The sequence below is a fragment of the Hymenobacter sp. genome (genome assembly GCF_036387835.1).
Classification (GTDB): Bacteria; Bacteroidota; Bacteroidia; order Cytophagales; family Hymenobacteraceae; genus Hymenobacter.
This window is the reverse complement of record NZ_DASVSY010000073.1, coordinates 54,586-72,850: the sequence shown is the minus strand read 5'-3', so window position 1 is coordinate 72,850 and position 18,265 is coordinate 54,586. Positions and strand designations below refer to the sequence as shown.

Annotated in this window: 10 protein-coding genes; 4 read left to right on the top strand and 6 right to left on the bottom strand. The window is 56.4% G+C overall.

Going from position 1 to position 18,265, the window contains the following annotated elements; all coding sequences use genetic code 11:
• Window positions 1–359: 359 nt before the first annotated feature.
• Window positions 360–3,398 carry a M16 family metallopeptidase gene (locus VF639_RS14090; RefSeq protein ID WP_331146557.1) on the bottom strand — a complete coding sequence of 1,013 codons (3,039 nt, stop codon included), beginning with the start codon at window positions 3,396–3,398 and terminating at the stop codon, window positions 360–362.
• 277 nt (window positions 3,399–3,675) lie between these two features.
• Between VF639_RS14090 and VF639_RS14085 the strand changes: the two genes are divergently transcribed.
• The 3 genes from VF639_RS14085 (at window position 3,676) to VF639_RS14075 (ending at window position 7,574) form a co-directional block, all read left to right on the top strand.
• Window positions 3,676–4,086 (top strand): hypothetical protein, encoded by a 411-nt coding sequence (locus tag VF639_RS14085; RefSeq protein ID WP_331146556.1) that lies wholly within the window; start codon window positions 3,676–3,678, stop codon window positions 4,084–4,086.
• A gap of 294 nt (window positions 4,087–4,380) precedes the next feature.
• The gene (locus VF639_RS14080) at window positions 4,381–5,430 is read left to right on the top strand and encodes a hypothetical protein (protein ID WP_331146555.1); all 1,050 of its coding nucleotides are present in this window, start codon (window positions 4,381–4,383) and stop codon (window positions 5,428–5,430) included.
• Between the two features lie 443 nt (window positions 5,431–5,873).
• Window positions 5,874–7,574: a M28 family metallopeptidase gene (locus VF639_RS14075; protein WP_331146554.1), complete on the top strand. Its 1,701-nt coding sequence runs from the start codon at window positions 5,874–5,876 to the stop codon at window positions 7,572–7,574.
• A gap of 48 nt (window positions 7,575–7,622) precedes the next feature.
• Here the strand turns inward: VF639_RS14075 and VF639_RS14070 are convergent, their stop codons facing one another.
• The 5 genes from VF639_RS14070 to VF639_RS14050 all read right to left on the bottom strand — a co-directional run bounded on the left by VF639_RS14070 (window position 7,623) and on the right by VF639_RS14050 (window position 16,226).
• Window positions 7,623–8,723 (bottom strand): glycosyltransferase, encoded by a 1,101-nt coding sequence (locus tag VF639_RS14070; RefSeq protein ID WP_331146553.1) that lies wholly within the window; start codon window positions 8,721–8,723, stop codon window positions 7,623–7,625.
• Between the two features lie 351 nt (window positions 8,724–9,074).
• On the bottom strand, window positions 9,075–10,484 hold the full coding sequence (locus tag VF639_RS14065) for an MFS transporter (RefSeq protein WP_331146552.1): 1,410 nt from the start codon (window positions 10,482–10,484) through the stop codon (window positions 9,075–9,077).
• Between the two features lie 176 nt (window positions 10,485–10,660).
• On the bottom strand, window positions 10,661–12,499 hold the full coding sequence (locus tag VF639_RS14060) for an alpha-amylase family glycosyl hydrolase (protein ID WP_331146551.1): 1,839 nt from the start codon (window positions 12,497–12,499) through the stop codon (window positions 10,661–10,663).
• 175 nt (window positions 12,500–12,674) lie between these two features.
• Window positions 12,675–14,579: a glycoside hydrolase family 13 protein gene (locus tag VF639_RS14055; RefSeq protein WP_331146550.1), complete on the bottom strand. Its 1,905-nt coding sequence runs from the start codon at window positions 14,577–14,579 to the stop codon at window positions 12,675–12,677.
• A gap of 207 nt (window positions 14,580–14,786) precedes the next feature.
• Complete coding sequence (locus VF639_RS14050; RefSeq protein ID WP_331146549.1) at window positions 14,787–16,226, bottom strand: hydrolase; 1,440 nt, start codon at window positions 16,224–16,226, stop codon at window positions 14,787–14,789.
• Window positions 16,227–16,609: 383 nt separating this feature from the next.
• Between VF639_RS14050 and glgP the strand changes: the two genes are divergently transcribed.
• Window positions 16,610–18,262, top strand: a complete 1,653-nt coding sequence (gene glgP, locus VF639_RS14045; RefSeq protein ID WP_331146548.1) for an alpha-glucan family phosphorylase — start codon at window positions 16,610–16,612, stop codon at window positions 18,260–18,262.
• Window positions 18,263–18,265 lie beyond the last annotated feature (3 nt).

Sequence of the window (18,265 nt, the reverse complement as noted above, 5' to 3'; positions counted from 1 at the left end):
CCTGCCATACTGAGGCATATCGAAGCATCCAGCGTTGCCAACACAATTAAAATGTCATGCTGAGCGCAGTGCAACGAAGCCGGAGCATCTCGCGTGCTGAGGTTGTGGTACTAACTCAACGGTTCGAGCGAGATGCTTCGACTACGCTCAGCATGACGTGACGGTTAGCTTGGTAATGTCAGCATTCGAGATGCTTCGGCAGGCTCAGCATGGCAGGTAACGTAGATGCTCTTATCAATTTGATATAGGATCAAGGCAAACAGAGAAGCCGTTGGTGAAGTGTATGGCTGGTACACAAAAGCAAAAAGCCCGGCTCGTTTCCGAACCGGGCTTTTTGTTAGATAAGCGGCTGTCAGCAATTACTTGCCTTTGCCGGCAGTACCATCTTCGTTGGTTTTCTGCTTGCGCTTCTCCTTTTTGCCTTTAGCGTCCTTGGTTACCATCTTCATCTTCTCGGCGGTGGCAGCGTCAGGAGCCGGCGTAGCAGACGTGGCGGGCGCGGCGGTGGCAGTAGCCGGGGCGGCTACGCGGTTGCCTTCCAGGTCCAGCTCTACCACTTCGTAGCCTAGCTCGCTCAGGCCGGGAAAAGCCTTGGCCCGGTCACCGACCACCACAATGTACATGTTGTCGGCGGGCAAGTACTTTTGGGCGCTGGCTTGCAGGTCTTCGCGCTTCAGGTTTTTCAGGATTTCGCTTTGCTGGCGCACGTAGTCGTTGGGCAGGTCGTACTCGAGCAGGCGACCGAGGAAGGCGGCTTTCTGCTGACCGGTTTCGTAGCGCAGCGCATCCTGCTGGCCTACTGAGGCTTGCAGGAACTGCAATTCCTCGTCGGTGGCGCCGTTGCGGTAGTTTTTGATTTCGTTCATAAACTCCTTCACCGAAGGCGCCGTGGCATCGGCCCGCACGCCGGCCTGCGCCGTAAACGGCCCCACGTAGCGGGAACTCTGGAAGCCGGAGCGGGCGCCGTAGGTGTAGCCTTTGTCTTCGCGCAGGTTCAGGTTGATGCGCGAGTTGAAGGCGCCACCCAAAATGTAGTTGGCCAGGTAAGCCCGGTAGTACTCGCCGGTAGCGTCGTAGGGCAAATTAGTAAGGTAGCCCACCCGGATTTCCGACTGCGCGGCGGCATCTTTGTTCACGAAGTAGATGCGCGTTTTGTCGGGCTGCGGGGCAGGGGTACCGGCGGGTAGCGTGACGTTCTTGCGGGGCCAGGTTTTCAGGAAGGTCAGGCGCGGCACCACCGTTTTCTGGTCTATGTCGCCTACCAGCGTGAGGTAGCTCACGTTGGGCGCGTAGTTTTCAGCATAGAATTTCTTAACGTCGTCGAGCGTGAGGCTCTGCACCGTAGTAGCGGTACCCGACACCGGAATGCTCATGATTTCGGTAGGGCCATAGAGCAGGCGGGCGTAGGTTTTGTTGGCAATGACCACGGGCTGCGTGTTCTGGTTGGCAATGCCTTCCAGGGTCTGCTTTTTCACCCGGTCGAAATCAGCCGGATCGAAGCGCGGGTGTTGCAGCACTTCTTCCAGCAAGGCCAGCGTGGCGGGCAGGTTTTTGGTGAGGCTGCTTACCACTACCTGCGTATTGTCGTCGCCGCCGTACACCCGGATAGTGCTGCCGAGGCGGTCGAGGGCGGCGGTGAATTGCTCACCGGTGTACTTCTGGGTGCCTTCATTCAGCATGGCAGCCGTGAGGGAGGCTATGCCGGCTTTGCCGGGCATGGCCTGCTCCAGCCGGTGGCCGCCGCGCAAGGTCAGCAGCATGGTTACGGTCGGAATTTCGGTGTTGCGGTTGCCCATCACCCGCAAGCCGTTCTCGAAGTCTTCGCGCCATACGGCGGGCACTTGCACCACGGGGTTGGCGCCGCTGCCGGGCTGCTTGCTCCGGTCGAAGCTGTCGGTAGCCTTGGCATATTTCAGGCCGCTGTACTCGTCTTTCGGGGCCTTGTAGCCTTCTTTGCTGGCCGTGTAGTTGTTGGCTTTGGCCACCAGCTTCCCGGCGCCTTTCGGTACCACGCTCAGTATCACGGCGTGCTTGCCTTTGATATACTGGTTGTACACGCGCTGCACGTCGGCCTTGGTGAGGGCCCGCACCCGTTGCAGCTCCACGGGCAGGCGGTTGGGGTTGTTGGTATAGGTCTGGAACGCCGCCAGCTGGCTTACTTTGCCGCTCACGCTGCTCAGGCCGTTGATCAGGTCGGTTTCGCGGCTGGCTTTGAAGCGGGCAACGTCATCGTCGGTAACGCCGGTTTTCTCGAACTCGGCCAGGGTGCGGCGCACCAGCACTTCCATGCTGTCGAGGCCTTTGCCCGGCAAGCTCAGGCTGGTGATGGTGAACTCGCCGGCCAGCTCCGAGCTGGGGTGGTAGGCCTGGGCCTGCACCGCTTTCTGGGGTTTCACCAGGTTTTTGTAGAGCAACGACGTTTTGCCGCCCCCAATTATTTCGGCCAGCGCGTCAATGGCTACTTCATCGGGGTGATACTGCGGCACGGTTGGAAACACCATTTGCAGCATCGGGAAGCGCACGTTGTCTTCGTAGCTAACGTACCGGTCGGCAGTCAGCACGGGCTCGGGCAGCTTCATGTTCTGCACGGCCGGACCCGCCTTAATCGGGCCGAAGTACTTCTCTACCATCTTCACTACTTCGGCCGGCTTCACATCGCCGCCCACCGTCAGGGTGGCATTGTTGGGGCCGTACCAGCGCAGGAAAAAGTTTTTCAGATCGTTTACGTCCGAGCGGTCCAGGTCTTCGAGGTAGCCAATGGTGAGCCAGCTGTACGGGTGGCCGTACGGATAAAGCGTTTTCGAGATGTTCTCGCTGGCCAGGCCGTAGGGACGGTTGTCGTAGTTCTGGCCCCGCTCGTTTTTCACGGTGGAGCGCTGTACCTCGAACTTCTGTTGCGTTACGGCATCCAGTAAGAAGCCCATGCGGTCGGCTTCCAGCCACAGCGCCGTTTCCAGCTGGTTGTTGGGCACCGTCTCGAAGTAGTTGGTCCGGTCGCGGTTGGTGGAGCCGTTGAGCGTGCCACCGGCCGCCGACACCAGCTTGAAGTGCTGCTCGTCGCCGACGTGGTCGGAGCCCTGGAACATCATGTGCTCGAAGAAGTGGGCAAACCCCGACTTGCCAATCTGTTCCCGCGCCGAGCCGACGTGGTAAGTCACGTCGACGTGGGTGAGCGGGTCGGAATGGTCTTCGTGGATCAGCAGCGTGAGGCCATTGGGCAGCACGTACTTTTCGTACGGAATTACCACTTCCGAGCCTTTGCGGGTTACTTTCTCAACAAGGCGAGTGCCGCCGGTGGTGGCTGAGGCCGGCTTGGCGGCTGGTTTTTGCTGAGCCGAGGCAGGCGGCAGCGCTAAGGCCAGTCCTAGCCCCAACAGCCAAATAGGTTTCAAGGTCATATGGTATTACTAAAGGAAAAAGGAAAACTATGCTGTGAAGATAAGCAGTCGACAGACGTAGGCAAGACGGCAAAAGACGCACGGGGCAGGTTCAATTAACAGCACCTGTTTTAATCGAAACAGCACTTTTCAATTAAATAGATGCCACGCTGAAGGTCGCCGTGATTTTTAGTAGAAGAGGAATATCAGAAAAGTAGTTTTTCATCATAATTACATAAAGGCAGCATAGCTTGACTAATACAATTGGCACTTATATTTACCGGCTTTTGCTGCTCTCATGCTCGTCACTAACCTCGAATACCTGCTCCTTTCTCACCGCCCCGATTTAGGCCAGGTGTTTATGCGTTGGACCCGTCCGGCCACTTCGGAGGAGCACCGGGCAGGGTATCTAGCGGCATTAGAACTAGCTCGGCGCGAGAAAGTTGGCCGCTGGTTGGTTGATCTGCGCAGCCGGGGTTTAGCTGACATCGTCGACCTGCGGTGGGTGGTTACGTCTTTCCGCGAGCAGCTAACCGACGCCCTGCCCGGCATCCGGCCCTGCCTCGCCTACCTTGTGCTGCCCTACCACGCCGAAACGCTAAGCCAGCGTCTGGCTCAGGAAATGGCCACCGATTCGGTGTACACCAGCATGGCCATGCGCGTGTTTACGGAAGAGCAAGCCGCGCAGGAGTGGCTGCAAAGCCGCTAGAAGCTAATCTAAGTAGTTAATCAGAGGCTGTAGCGCGAAGCCTGCGCTTCGCGCCTCGTGGAACGATAGTCGTTGTTGCGGTGCAGAGGTCAGCAACGACACGCGAAGCGCAGGCTTCGTCGTTCCGCCTGTTCAAGGACTGATTCCGAGTAAAGCTTTTTGCGACATTTTCGACACCTTAGGGTGCGGGCAAATTTTATATAGGCTTCTGAGCTGTCTTCAATAATGTAAAGCTTAGTTTATTTACTTTATTCTGTTAAAATTTATTGATAATTTAAAATATTTACTAATGCCATGAAAAAATATTACAATTTTATTATAATGATTTGTAAAGTTTTAATTTTATTCCTTTGTGTTGAGTGTAAGGTATATAGACAAGAGCAATATAAAGTCACAGGCTTTCAAACTTTTGGTTCTAATAATGAACTTCTAATCTCAGCTTATTTTAAACACTTTAGTTATTTATACAAAAATAATTTAAAATATCCATCAATAAATCTATTTCTTAAAAATGATAGTTTAGAAAATCTTATAACCTATGATATAAGTAAAAATGGAGAAAATATATTCTTTGTGCAGAATGAAACACAATCAAATAGAATGTTTTGTGTTATAAAATCACGAGAATCTAATGAATTAAGGAGCACAACATTAGTTAGAGTAAATCAAATAATAATCTCTATTGCATTTTCTCAGAGAGAGAACAAGATTTATTTTATCGCTGCCAATGATTACGGAAAATCATCTCCTGTAACTTCTGCTAGACCTAGATTAATGGAGCTGTATTCTTTTGCTATAGATACTAAAATCACACGTAAAGAAGCCAATTTCACTGCCTACAACATATCGGGCGGAATTACTCTAGATAATGAAGAAAGAAAATTATATATGTGCATCCATTTCATTGATGAACAATTTATGAAAAGTGGTCCTTATGAATTTGATATTGAAAAAAGCAGATTAACCTCTCTTGTTCCTGTAAATTACAAAGCTGAAGTAAAACGGAATTTCGTTAGAAAAATAAAAAAAGGGCCTGCTACTGATCCATTCTTTCTAAAGCCAATTCCTTCGGTAAACAGTAATTACACTTATTTGGTTGGAGATACAGAAGTATACAAGCTTAGCCGTTCTTTGGATACAATGGCCTTGGTTTATAATTCTACTACTAAGGAAAAGCTCCAGTATCGAATTATAGGAGTTAGAAAATTAATCAAAGAAGAAGGCATAGTTCTATTCGAGACTAACTACAAGAATGATAGATTTATACTCTTGCGTGGAGATAATAATTGGACTGAATTTCCTATAAATTATGATGCATTAAAGTATAAGCTTCGTGATAAATAAAGTAAGTATTTTCTTTATATAAAGAGATGTTTGCTTTAATAACAAGGTGATTGTTGCGCCATCGCCGAAATAAGTAAATATTCATGAGCACGCAGAATTTTGATTGGGGTCTGAAGTTTCTGCTTGTGCCACCGATTGGTAGCAGAAGCTTTGCAAATACAAATGAAAGGCTTACCAGTGAACTTGCCTACGGAACAGATAGCGCACTGACAGCCGGTTTGATTTTACAAACTGCTGCTTCTAGCCATTCCAAAATTTTACCTGCATGGGGAGGATACTGGAACGTCGCCGTAAATACGATGAAATTCAGGTGTAGATAATATCTTGGGAGGACTTTCATAGCAGAGACAGAGAGATGAGTTGCACCTCAATTTCCCCGCTTTCATGAGAGTCTTTTCTGTTTATTCTTCTTGTTTAAATAGCTTCTTCACCTATTCTGTCGTATGCGCATTTCTGTTTCCTGTTTGCTGGTACTCGCGGCGTTGGCCGGTTGCCAGAGCAAGTCCACTTCGTCGTCGGAAGCTGGTGGTTCTGCTGCCGCTCCTACTGATACCGCCATTGTGTCGCCGCCCGATGGGATTACGGCAACCTACATCGGGGAGCAAATCAAGGTGTTGGCTTCCAATGAGTTTCAGGGCCGCAAGCCGTTCACGGTGGGCGAGGAGAAAACCGTGGCCTACCTCACCGACCAGTTTCGAAAGCTTGGTCTGAAACCCGGCCCCGATGGCACCTACTTTCAAAACGTGCCCTTGGTGGAGATTACCGGCCAACCCGCTCCTACCATGCAGATAAGCGGTGGCAAAGGTGGCCCTATCACGCTCAATTACAAGACCGATTACGTGGCCTTTACGCAGCAGGAAAAGCCTGCCGTAGCGCTGCAGAATTCTGAAATGGTGTTTGCCGGTTACGGTGTAGTAGCGCCCGAATACAAGTGGAACGACTACGCGGGCCTCAACGTGAAAGGCAAAACGGTGGTCGTGCTGGTCAATGACCCCGGCAATGCCGGCAACGACACCACGCTTTTCAAGGGCAAGGCCATGACCTACTACGGCCGCTGGACCTACAAATACGAGGAAGCCGCCCGCCAGGGCGCCGCCGGCTTGCTCATCGTGCACGACACCGAGCCGGCCGCCTACCCCTGGTCGGTGGTGCAAAGCAGCTACTCCGGCGCCAAGCTCCGCCCGCAGCGCGCCGACAAAGGCGCCAGCAAGTGCGTGATTGAAGGCTGGATGACGCTGGATGCCGCCAAGAAGATGTTTACGGCCGCCGGGCAGTCGTACGAGGAAGCCTATGCCGCGGCCAATAAACCGGGCTTCAGGGCCCGTCCGCTTGGCAGCCTGACTATGAGCACCAGCGTGAAAAACAAGCTGCGCCGCACGGCTTCCAAAAACGTGCTGGCCGTGCTGCCCGGCGCCAACCGCGCCGACGAGTACATCATCTATACCGCCCATTGGGACCACCTCGGCATCGGGGGCGCCATCAACGGCGACTCTATCCACAACGGCGCCGTGGACAATGCCAGTGGCTGCGCCGCGCTGCTTAGTATTGCCAAAGCCTACACGCAACTGCCCAAAGCGCCCGGTCGGAGCATCGTGTTTCTGGCTGTAACTGGTGAGGAACAGGGCCTGTTAGGTTCCGCCTACTATGCCGCCCACCCCGTATTCCCGCTCAAGAAAACCGTGGCCGACTTGAACATGGACGCCCTGGCCGCCTTCGGTCCCATGCGCGACCTGACGGTTATCGGCTACGGCCAGTCGGAATTGGACGACTACGCCCGCGACGCCGCCAAAGAGCAGAATCGCTACATCCTGCCCGACCAGCACCCCGAAAAAGGCAGCTTCTACCGCTCCGACCACTTCAGCTTTGCCTTCGTGGGGGTGCCTGCCCTCGATGCCAAAGGTGCCTTCGACAGCCGCGCCCGGGGCAAGGACTACGCCGCCCAACAGATGCAAACCTACACCGCCAAAAACTACCACCAGCCCTCCGACGAGTACGACCCCAAGTGGGACTTGCGCGGCATGGAGCAGGACGCGCGCCTGCTCTTCCGCATCGGCCAGCGCCTAGCCGACGAAAGCACCTTCCCCAAGTGGAAACCCGGCTCGGAGTTCAAGGCGACGCGGGAGAAAAGCTTGGCGGGGAGGTAGCCTCACCCCCCGGCCCCGCTCCACGGGAGAGGGGGCCGGGGGGTGAGGCTACCCTTCTGCCCACTGGTAGCGGCGCTGTTTCCATTGGATATAGCCGGGCCAGAGCGTATAGCCAATTACGGCCAGCGACATGAAGCAGAGGTAAGGCTCGTAGAGCAGCAGCAGCCCCAACGATTCGCGGCGGCCTACTTGCCGGAGCGTAATGGCCAGGAACAGCGTCTGACACATAACTTTAGTGGTATATAGCCCGAGAATCATCAGGGGCGACAGCACGCCCGGCCAAAACAGGAGGGGGTAGAAGGCACCATAGAAGGCGAATAGCATGGACAGTTGGCCCGGCAGGCGGACGGCACCTTTCATCCAGCGCTTACGCTGCCAGAGCAAGTGGCGCATGGTAGGCTGCGGCACCGTTACGCCGAGCACGCGCGGGTCGCAGAGGTTGCGGAAACCCCACCCTTGCGCTACAATGCGCGAGAAGAGTTGCAGATCCTCGGTGATGCTGAAGGCCAGCGCCTCATAGCCCCCAATAGATTCGTAGGCTTTCCGCGTTACGAGCATGTTGTTGCCAACGGAGGTAACGGGCACGCCAGCATCGGAAAGCAGCCGGATGAGGTTGAGACCGAACAGCCAGTCGAGGCCCTGAAGACGGCCGAATACGTTGCTGTTGGCGGTGGTAATGCCCGTCACGACGCCTACATTATCGGTTTCGGTGGCGGCCAGCATAGTTTGCACCCAATCGGGGGCGAGAGCCATGTCGGCGTCGGTGAGCAAGAAGTAGTTGGTGGTAGCGGCGCGGCAGAGGTGGGCTAGGGCGTTGCTTTTGCCACGGGCCGTGCCGAGGCGGTGCCGCACACTGAGCAGCCGAAACTGTGGCTTGTCTTCAATGAAGTGCGCGACGATGGCCGCCGTATTGTCGGTGGAAGCATCGTCGGCAATCAGGATTTCGAGTAACTCGGCGGGGTAGTTGAGGTGAGTCAGGGAAGTGAGGCACCGTTCGATGGTAGCTTCTTCGTTGCGGGCCGCAATCAGTATGCTTACGCGGGGGCGGGCTTGGGTGCTAACCGGGGCGGGACGGGCCAGCGCGAGCATAACCAAAAACAAAACAAACAGTCCGAAGAACAGACCAAAGAAGATCAGTAAAAGCAGCATAGGTAGCCAGGAATAAGAAAGGCTGCACCGTCCGTGTGAGAGGAGAAGGCGCAGCCCTAGTTTCCCTGACTTTTACGGCAACTAAGTGAATTGGCTCTGTGGGTTAAATGCTGATTTTATGTACCTGCTTATCCGTATAAACACGCAGTAATAAGCTCTGACCAACAAGCCACAGAGCAACAAAAAGCCCCGGCCGCAGAAGCGGCCAGGGCTGATAAAAGGAGGAGGCGCCCAAGCCTGTAACGCGAAGCTCCGGCTTCTGCGCACGAGCGAAGCGAGTAGGCGGCGCCGCGCCACTCGCACTAACGCGAGCTACTCGCTTCGCTCGTGCGCAGAAGCCGGAGCTTCGCGTTACAGGCTTGGGTTGGGGATGGCGCCGGGGTCGTAGCTCGGGTTGATGGGCTGGTCGTCGGTGAAGGGCAGTGCCACTTTCTCGTTGTCGTCGACGCGCAGGGTGAGCAGGCCGCCCATTACCATTAGCACTCCGCCCAACACCACCACGTTCAGCGGGTCGAGGCTCGGGAACTGCTTCATAACAGCTGGCAAACCCAACGAAGCGCATACCTGCGGCAGCACAATAAAGGCGTTGAATACGCCCATGAAGTGCCCCATTTTGTGCGCCGGAATCGAGCCCGCCAGCATAGCGTACGGCACCGACAAGATGGAAGTCCAGGCGATGCCCACGCCTATCATCGACACGAGCAGCATCCAGGGCTCAGTGATGAATGCTACCGACATGAGGCCCAAGCCACCCGCCGTTAGGCACAGCATATGGGTAATACGGCGGCTAAACTTGCGGGCAACCCAAGGCAACATCAAGCTAAATACGGCCGAAATGCCACTGTACACGGCAAAGGCCTCGCCCACAAAGTTGGCACCCTCATTGAAGGCCGCCGACTTGGAATCAGTGGTGCCGTAGAGGTGCTTGGTAACGGCCAGCGTGGTAAAGATCCACATGCAGAACAGTCCGAACCACGTGAAAAACTGCACCAAGGCCAGCTGCTTCATCACCTTCGGCATGTGCAAAGCACCCGAGAAGGTTTCCTTCACCCCCTGCATGAACGTAACCGAGCTTTTCTCCCGCTCGAAAGCTTCCATGTCTTCGGGTGGGTACTCCGTGGAGGTGAACACCGTATAGAGCACGCACAGGAAAAACGCGGCGGCTCCAATGTAGTAAGCATACTTCACTGAGTTGGGCACAATGCCGTCCGGGGCCTCGTTGGCTACTCCAAATTTGGTGAGCAGCGTAGGCAGCAACGACGCTACGACGGCCCCAATGCCAATAAAGAACGACTGCATAGCAAAGCCGCTGGTATACTGCTCGTTCGGTAGCTTGTCGCCGACAAATGCCCGGAATGGCTCCATGCTGACGTTGATGCTGGCATCCATAATCCAGAGCATGCCGCCCGCAATCCACAGCGTGGGTGAGTTGGGCATAATCAGCATGGCTATCGAGGCCAGAATGGCGCCTACCAAAAAGAACGGCCGCCGCCGCCCCCACCGCGGGCTCCACGTGCGGTCCGACATATAGCCGATGATGGGCTGAACCAGCAACCCCGTCAGCGGAGCCGCCACCCACAGAATAGGAATGTCGTCGGGGTTGGCGCCGAGGTTGGAAAAGATGCGGCTGGTATTGGCATTCTGGAGGGCAAACCCGAACTGGATACCCATGAAGCCGAAGCTCATGTTCCAGATTTGCCAGAAGCTCAAACGAGGTTTTGTGCGGGTGCTGCTAGGAGCCGCCGCTACGCCGGTTGCCATAGGAGGTGGGAATTTTTGGTGAGAATGCGGTGAAGGGAACGATAAGTTAACAAAAGAACGTCATGCCCTATCTGGCGTGCTGACGTTGTCAAACTAATCCCATCATGCTCCGACTGCGGCACCGCACTCTGGCTTGAGGCGCCACATGCTCAGCATGACGTTCTTTTGTAAGCTCTCTACTTGCCTTTCTCCTTGATTTCGAACACGTAGGCGCTCAGGGGCGGCAAGGTGAGCGTGAGGTATTCGGTGGGCGGCGTGTTGTTGAGCAGGTCGGTGTAGGTGCAGAACTGGTCGGGGTTGAGGCCCATGCGCTGGCGCACTTCCCGCGGGATTTGGATGGTCGGCTTCGTGGTTTTGTCGCGGCTGAAGTTGACTACGATGAGCAGGCGCTGGTTGTCGGTGTAGCGCAGGTAGCTGTACACATGCTTCTGGTCATAGTTCTGGCCGAGGTTGTTGGCGTCTTGCAGCTCGTAGAACCGACCTTTGCGGATGGCCTCGCTCGAACTGCTCAGGTTGAGCAAGCGCACGTAGAAGTCGCGGAGTTGCTTCTGGCTTTCCGAGAGCTTACCGCCGTCAAACTTGCCGCCGTTCATCCATTTCTGGTGTTCTGGCACGCCCCAATAATCGAAAATGGTGGTGCGGCCGTCCTCGCTGGAGAAGCCTTCCGACTTCAGCGCCGGCTCGGCCACCTCCTGCCCCGAGTACAGCATCACCGGACCCGAACCCAGCGTAGCCGTGACTACCATGGCCGGAATAGCGGTGCGCGGGTCGGTGGCAAAGTTCTTGGAGGCAATGCGTTGCTCGTCGTGGTTTTCCAGGAAGCGCAGCATCCGCGACGAGTAGCCGCGGCTTTCTTCGCGCCATACTTTCGTGATTTCCTCGGTGTTGCCGCCCTCCGTCATCAGGCGGCGCAGGGCGTCGTAAAGGCCTACTTTGTCGTAGAGGAAGTCGAATTTGCCTTTCTCGAAGTAGGTCTGGTATTCCTTGGGGTTGTAGGCTTCGGCAATGAACACAATGTCGGGCTTCACCTTTTTTACCTCCGGAATCACCCACGCCCAAAACTCGACGGGTACCATTTCGGCCATGTCGCAGCGGAAACCATCCACGTCTTTCTTGGCCCAAAACAGCAGGATGTCGCGCATCTTCTTCCAGGTGTCCGGGACGGGCTCGAAGTAGGTTTTGCGGTTGTTTTGGTAATCGACGCCGTAGTTAAGCTTCACCGTCTCGTACCAGTCGTTCACGCTCGGCGTGGCCGAAAACACGTCGTTGCCGGTGGCTTTGGCAGGCGTTTCCGCAAACTTGCCGTCCTCACGCGGACCGAGAGCGGCACCGAGTGGGTTGCCTTCTTTGGGTACTACCAGGCTCTGGCCGGGCAGGTAGTAGAAGTTGTTGTTGGGCGCGAAGGCCTTGGTTTTGTCGTCTTGGGCACCGAGGTCGATGACGCCGGCTGGCTTGGCATCCGACTTATAGCTGCGCGCTACGTGGTTCGGGATGAAGTCCATGAGCACCTTCAGGCCGTTGGCGTGGGTGCGTTTGATGAGGGCTTCGTACTCCGTCATGCGGGTTTTCACGTTCACGGCCAGGTCGGGGGCCACGTCGTAGTAGTCCTTGATGGCGTAGGGCGAGCCGGCACGGCCTTTCACGATGTCGGCATCGTCGGGGCTGGGGCCGCCTTGCTTGGTGTAGTCGGTCATGGTGGCGTGCTCAATCACGCCGGTATACCACACGTGCGAGACACCCATCTTCTTGATTTCCTGAAGCGCCTTGTCGGTGATGTCGTTGAACTTGCCGGTGCCGTTTTCCTGCACGGTACCGTATTGTTTGTTGACAGCGGTTTTGTTGCCGAACAGGCGAGTCATCAACTGATAAATGACCAGCTTATTGTCTTGGGGCACCTCATCGGTGGTGTTGGAATCCGCAAGGAAGGCAGTATCGGACACGGGCTGAGCTATACGCGAAAGTGGAAAAGTAAAAGCGGCCAACGCAAGCATTGCCGGCAAGACAAGTTTCTTCATACGGAGTGGGGGGCAGAAGTTTGCGTGGCTGAGGGCATTTGTGCTGGAGTTGCTGGCCCACAGACGGCGCAGAGGGTTATGCAGAAGGCCTACACGATTCCAGCAACTAGGCAGCTAGCAGTGAGCTTCGGCGCCTTCTGCCACTAAGAATCGTGAAACCACTATAAATAAAGCACTATTTCTTTAACTCCACCACCCAAGCCGTCCGCCCCGGAATCTTCACCGTTTTCAAATCCGCAATTGCCGCCCCTGTGGTCACTTCCACGCCGGAAGAAAACCCGTTCAGCCGTTCCGCAAACCGCGCCATGTCCACGGTTTTCTCGTCTTTGTTGGAATTCATCATCACCATCACCGTGCCCGCATCCGAGTAGCGGAAATAGGTGTATACGCCCTGGTCGGGGATGAACTGCATGAGCTTGCCGGCGTGCAAAAACTCGTGCGTGCGGCGGTAGTTGGCCAGCTTGCTTACATAGTCGAACGCCTCGGCCTCCTGGCCGGAGCGGGACGTGAACAGGTTCTTTTTGTCGCCGGGAAAGCCGCCGGGAAAATCCTCGCGCACTTTGCCATCGGGGTTCGAGAAGTTCTTCATCAGCACCTCGGTACCGTAGTAGAGCTGCGGGATGCCGCGGGTGGTGAGCAGCCACGCCAGCCCCATCTTGTACTTAGCGAAATCCTCGCCTATCACCGAATAGAAGCGGCTCATGTCGTGGTTGTCGAGGAAAACCACGTTGCGCATAGGGTTTTCGTAGAGCCAGTCGTCGTGCAGCGTGTAGTAGAGCTTGGCAATGCCTTCCGTCCAGCCGGCGTCCTTGGTTAGGGCCTCGTTGATAGCGTATTGCAGCTGAAAGTCCGTGACGCCGGGCAGGTTGCTCTTGAACCCGTCAGTAGATGGCAGGATGTTGCGGGCGAAGTAGGCCTGCTGCGCCGTGCCCTGCACCCACGTTTCCCCAAACATGCCGAGCTGCGGATACTCATCGAGCACTGCCTTGCCCCACTGCATCAGGAAGTTGCGGTCGGAGTAGGAATAGGTGTCGATGCGGTAGGCGTCGATGCCGGTGTTTTCCACCCACCACAGGTTGTTCTGGATGACGTAGGTAGCCACCAGCGGATTGCTCTGGTTGAGGTCGGGCATGGTGGTATCGAACCAGCCTTCGCCGAACAGCTTTCGGTCATATTGAGAGCCGTGTGGGTCGTTGAAGGCCGCGTCGCGGAAGGAGCTGCGCGTGAAGGTGGGCCACTGGTGAAACCAGTCTTTGGCGGGCTGGTCGCGGAACAAGTAGCTCTGGGAGCCCATGTGGTTGAGCACCACGTCTTGCACCACTTTCAGGCCGTTCTGGTGGGCGTTGCGCACAAAGGTTCGGTACTCCTCGTTGGTGCCGTAGCGGCGGTCCACGTTGTAGTAGTCGGTGAGGGCGTAGCCGTGGTAGCTGGCCTTGGGCTGGTCGTTTTCTACGATGGGCGTGAGCCAGAGGGCCGTTGCGCCGAGCGTTTTGAAGTAGTCGAAGTGGTTGGCTACGCCCTTCAGGTCGCCGCCGTGGCGACTGTACATCGAGTCGCGGGCCGCGGCGGGCGCCCGCATGCCTTTGATGTAGTCGTTCTTGGGGTCGCCGTTCGAGAACCGGTCCGGCATCAGGAAGTAGATGAAATCCTGCGTGGTCAGGCCCTGCACCTGGCTTTTGTCGCCGGGCGTGGATCTAGCTTTCAGCTCGTAATTGTAGCTGAAGTTCTTAGCGCCTTTGAATTCCAACTTCAGCTTGCCGGGTTTGGCGGTGGAACTGATGGTGAGGTTGACTATCAGATAGTTGAGGCTTTCCAGCTTCTGCGTGCCGTCCAGCGTCACGCCTTCGTAGCGCAAGCTGGCGGTGCTGTTGGCTATGCCAGGACCGTGGACCAGCAGCTGAAGCTTCGGGTTCTTCATGCCTACCCACCAAAAAGTCGGGTCGATGCGGGTGATGCCGGCCGGCTTTTCGGCAGGAGCAGTTGGTGGACTGGCTAGATGGGCGCTGGCTTGAACTTGCGCAACAGGAGTAGCCAGCAGACTAGCCACCAGCGCCGGCAACAGGAAGTGGTACGATTTCATGGGAATTTGGGACTTGAATGGGGGCGGTAAGGTAACAAGCCCCTCAGTAGAACCCTAGTATCCTTGCAGGCGTCGTTTACCGCAGGGTTTCGCAAAGCAAAAGCGCAGAGGAACGCAGAGCTCTGGCGTCAGCAACCACCCAAACAAAAGAAGCCCTGCAAGCGGCAGGACTTCCTCGGAATCAGAACACAAGAAACGAGCAACGCTCTATTGCAGCTTAGCCAGCCAGAGTGAGGCGTTGAGGTGCAGGCGCGGGTGGCTTACGTTTTCGCCCCAACCGTCGTACACGGTGTTGCCGGGCGAGCCGGTGCCGTCGTCGGCGGGCGAGGAGTCGCCGATGATTACCACGCGGCCCGAGCCGAAGGTGCTGCTGGCGGCCATAGCCAAGTTGTTGCCCTGCGTGGCCGAGCTGCGCCAGATCAGGCCCTGCACCGTGCTGTTGGCGGTGGGGTTGAGCGTCATGGTGGCGCCGTTGTGGAACGAGAGCTGCGACACGGCGCCCTGCGAGCCGTTCAGAATTGGGTTGGTGCCGGTGCGCACGTTGCTGCTGTTTTCCACGATGTTGTCGAGGTTCACCGAGAAGCCGAAGGGGTTGGCTTGCACCGAGTTGTTTTGCATCAGGTCGTTCCAGATGTCGGGGGAGTCGTAGCCGTCGTTGTTGCGGTCCGAGATGTCGTGGTCGGAAATCATGAACAAGCCGCCGCCGTTCTGCACAAACCGCAGGATGGCCGTTTTCTCGGCGGCCGTGAAGATGGTGTTTGGCTCATCGACCACGAATACACTGTAGTAGCTCAGGTCCTGCGGGTTAGCGGTGTTGCCGTAGCTGATGACCGTGCCGGCCGGTAGCTGCTCTACCGTGTGCCCTTGCTTGGCCAGCGCCACGCCCCACGCCGAAATAGCGCCGGTCCAGTAGGTTTCGGGGGTGGTGCTGGTGATGCCGCTTTGCGCCGGCGAAGGGTAGCGCGAAGCCACGCCGCTGTTTACGTCGAGCACCCAATCGGCATTGCCGGCCAGCTCGCCGTGCGAGCCGTCGAAGAGAAACTTCTTGCTGCCGGTAGCAGGCGGCGTGGTGCCGCCCCCGCTGCCGTACTGCTCCACCGTCACGTTGTCGATGTTGATGCGATTGGTGCCGCCAGAAATCTTGCGGATTTGCAGCCGCACGCTGCCGCTCAGGTTCACCGAAAACGAGGCTGTGCTCAGCGTGGCGCTGCTGCTGGTGATGGTGCTGCCCACTTTCACGTAGGAGTTACCGCTGTTCTGACTTGCCCATAGCTCCCACTGCGAGCTGGCATCGGTGCCGTACACGGCGTGGCCGACCGTCACGATACCCGCGCCGGTAGTGGTGTTGAAGTTCATGCCCACCGTGCCCACATTGCGCACTCGCACCGACTGACTGCCGGTTTTGGCATCGGCGGTGGTGTTGCCAACTAGCGCGTCGTTCAGCGTCCAGGAACCGGAGCTGAAAGTGACTGAGCCAGTGGTGTACGCGGTTTTGGTGCCGGTTTCAAAGCCTTCCGGGAAGCCGGCGGCGCTGACATCAGCCGCGGTTGTGGTTACGGCAGGTGCGGCGCTTGGCGTGGGCTCTAGTTTCGAGCAGGCAACTGACAGCGTTAGAAGTGCGGCAGTGAATAAAAAATTAAACTTCATTTTGTGGTTGGTTGGAGGTTGGCTTTGTGGATTGAAACACAAAACTATCCGGTCAATCAGCCAGTTAGACCACGTTTGATGTTACCGTTGTGTCAACTTACGATATGCAGCCAGCTACAAATGCGGAGCACAGGCACCGTCCTTTCGACGCAGGAGGAATCTGAGTCAAAGTCGTTGAGCAGGCTAACTCAGATTCCTCCTGCGTCGAAAGGACAGTGCCTTTACCCTGGCTCAACAATATCAGTCACCCGGTATACATTGTTTTTCACTTGGAATGTTGGCACCTTGGCCGGGGCTACCCCGAACGTATTGCTGTGCTGGCCGTATGCCGGGGCTGTGGGTAGCTTAGTTAAGCTGCCTTTTTCTCTGACCTCTCTTCTTCAATGGCTTTCGAATTTAAACCCTACGCACCCGCCGCTGAATTCACGACGCAGGCGGCGTACTTCTCCATGGAATTTGCCTTGGACCAGGCGCTTAAAACCTATTCCGGAGGCCTCGGCTTCTTGGCCGGCTCGCATATGCGCTCGGCCTACGAGCTCAAGCAAAACCTGGTAGGCATCGGCATTCTGTGGAGCTTCGGCTACTACGACCAGGGGCGCAACGAAGACCAAACCATGTGCGCCAGCTTCACGCAGAAGTCGTATTCCTTCCTGCAAGACACTGGCCTCACCTTCCCCATCACCATCCACGACGTGGATGTGTACGTGAAGGCCCTCTACCTGGCCCCCGACACGTTCGGTACGGCCCCGATGTTCTTCCTCACCACCGACATTCCCGAAAACGACTTCATCTCGCGCACCATCTCGCATCACCTCTACGACGCCGACACGGCCGCTCGGATCGCGCAAAGCATCCTGCTTGGCGTAGGTGGCGGTAAGCTGCTCGACTTACTAGGTGTGAACGTGGATGTGTACCATCTCAACGAGGGCCACGGCCTGCCGCTGGCGTTCTACCTCTACGAAAAGCACGGCCGTCAGCTAGAAGAAGTGCGTAAGCGCCTGGTATTCACTACGCACACGCCCGAGCTAGCCGGCAACGAAGAGCACCCGCTGCAACTGCTGGCGAAGATGTCGTTCTTCGGGTCGGTGCCCGCCGAGGAAATTACCCGCGTAGCTGGTGTGGAAAACGACCGGGTGAACTACACGCTCACCGCCCTGCGCTTTTCGCGCCTCTCCAACGGCGTAAGTAAGGTGCACGGCACCGTGGCCAACGAAATGTGGGGCAGCAACCAAGGTATCTGCCCCATCATTGCCATTACCAATGCCCAAAACGGCACCTATTGGCGCGACCAGCAGCTGCACGCCGCCCTCGAAGCCAACGATGATACGGCCCTGCTCGCCCGCAAGCGCAAGTTGAAAAAGCAGCTCTTCGACATCGTAGCCGACCAAACCGGCACCCTGCTCAATCCCGACGTGCTGACCGTAGTGTGGGCCCGCCGCTTCGCCGGCTACAAGCGCGCCGACCTGATCCTGCGCCACTTCGAGCGGTTCCTGAGCATCGTCAACAACACCGACCGGCCCGTGCAAGTGCTGTGGGCCGGCAAGCCCTACCCCAAGGACTACGGGGCCATCGGCCTCTTCAACGACATCATCCGCAAAGTCAAACCGCTCAACAACTGCGCTGTGCTGACGGGCTACGAGCTAACCTTGTCCGGCTACCTCAAGCGCGGCTCCGACGTATGGCTGAACACGCCCCGCTACCCCCGCGAAGCGTCGGGTACCAGCGGCATGACGGCCGCCATGAACGGCTCCATCAACCTGAGCATCGCCGATGGTTGGGTACCTGAATTCGCCCGCCACGGCGAAAACAGCTTTATCATCCCCCACGCCGACCCTTACCAGGCCGACAATGTGAAGGACGATATCGAGGCGACTAGCCTGCTCGACGTGCTGGAAAACGAAATCGTGCCGCTCTACTACGGCCAGCCCGACAAGTACCTGGACGTAATGAAAACCTCTATGCGCGAAGTAGAACCCGAGTTCGAATCGCACCGCATGGCTACCGAGTACTACCAGAAGCTGTACAACGCCAAGTAACCT

Coding starts and splice junctions, on each gene's coding strand:
- VF639_RS14090 (WP_331146557.1), bottom strand. CDS start 3,398: ATGACCTTGAAACCTATTTGGCTGTTGGGGCTAGGACTGGCCTTAGCG.
- VF639_RS14085 (WP_331146556.1), top strand. CDS start 3,676: ATGCTCGTCACTAACCTCGAATACCTGCTCCTTTCTCACCGCCCCGAT.
- VF639_RS14080 (WP_331146555.1), top strand. CDS start 4,381: ATGAAAAAATATTACAATTTTATTATAATGATTTGTAAAGTTTTAATT.
- VF639_RS14075 (WP_331146554.1), top strand. CDS start 5,874: ATGCGCATTTCTGTTTCCTGTTTGCTGGTACTCGCGGCGTTGGCCGGT.
- VF639_RS14070 (WP_331146553.1), bottom strand. CDS start 8,723: ATGCTGCTTTTACTGATCTTCTTTGGTCTGTTCTTCGGACTGTTTGTT.
- VF639_RS14065 (WP_331146552.1), bottom strand. CDS start 10,484: ATGGCAACCGGCGTAGCGGCGGCTCCTAGCAGCACCCGCACAAAACCT.
- VF639_RS14060 (WP_331146551.1), bottom strand. CDS start 12,499: ATGAAGAAACTTGTCTTGCCGGCAATGCTTGCGTTGGCCGCTTTTACT.
- VF639_RS14055 (WP_331146550.1), bottom strand. CDS start 14,579: ATGAAATCGTACCACTTCCTGTTGCCGGCGCTGGTGGCTAGTCTGCTG.
- VF639_RS14050 (WP_331146549.1), bottom strand. CDS start 16,226: ATGAAGTTTAATTTTTTATTCACTGCCGCACTTCTAACGCTGTCAGTT.
- glgP (WP_331146548.1), top strand. CDS start 16,610: ATGGCTTTCGAATTTAAACCCTACGCACCCGCCGCTGAATTCACGACG.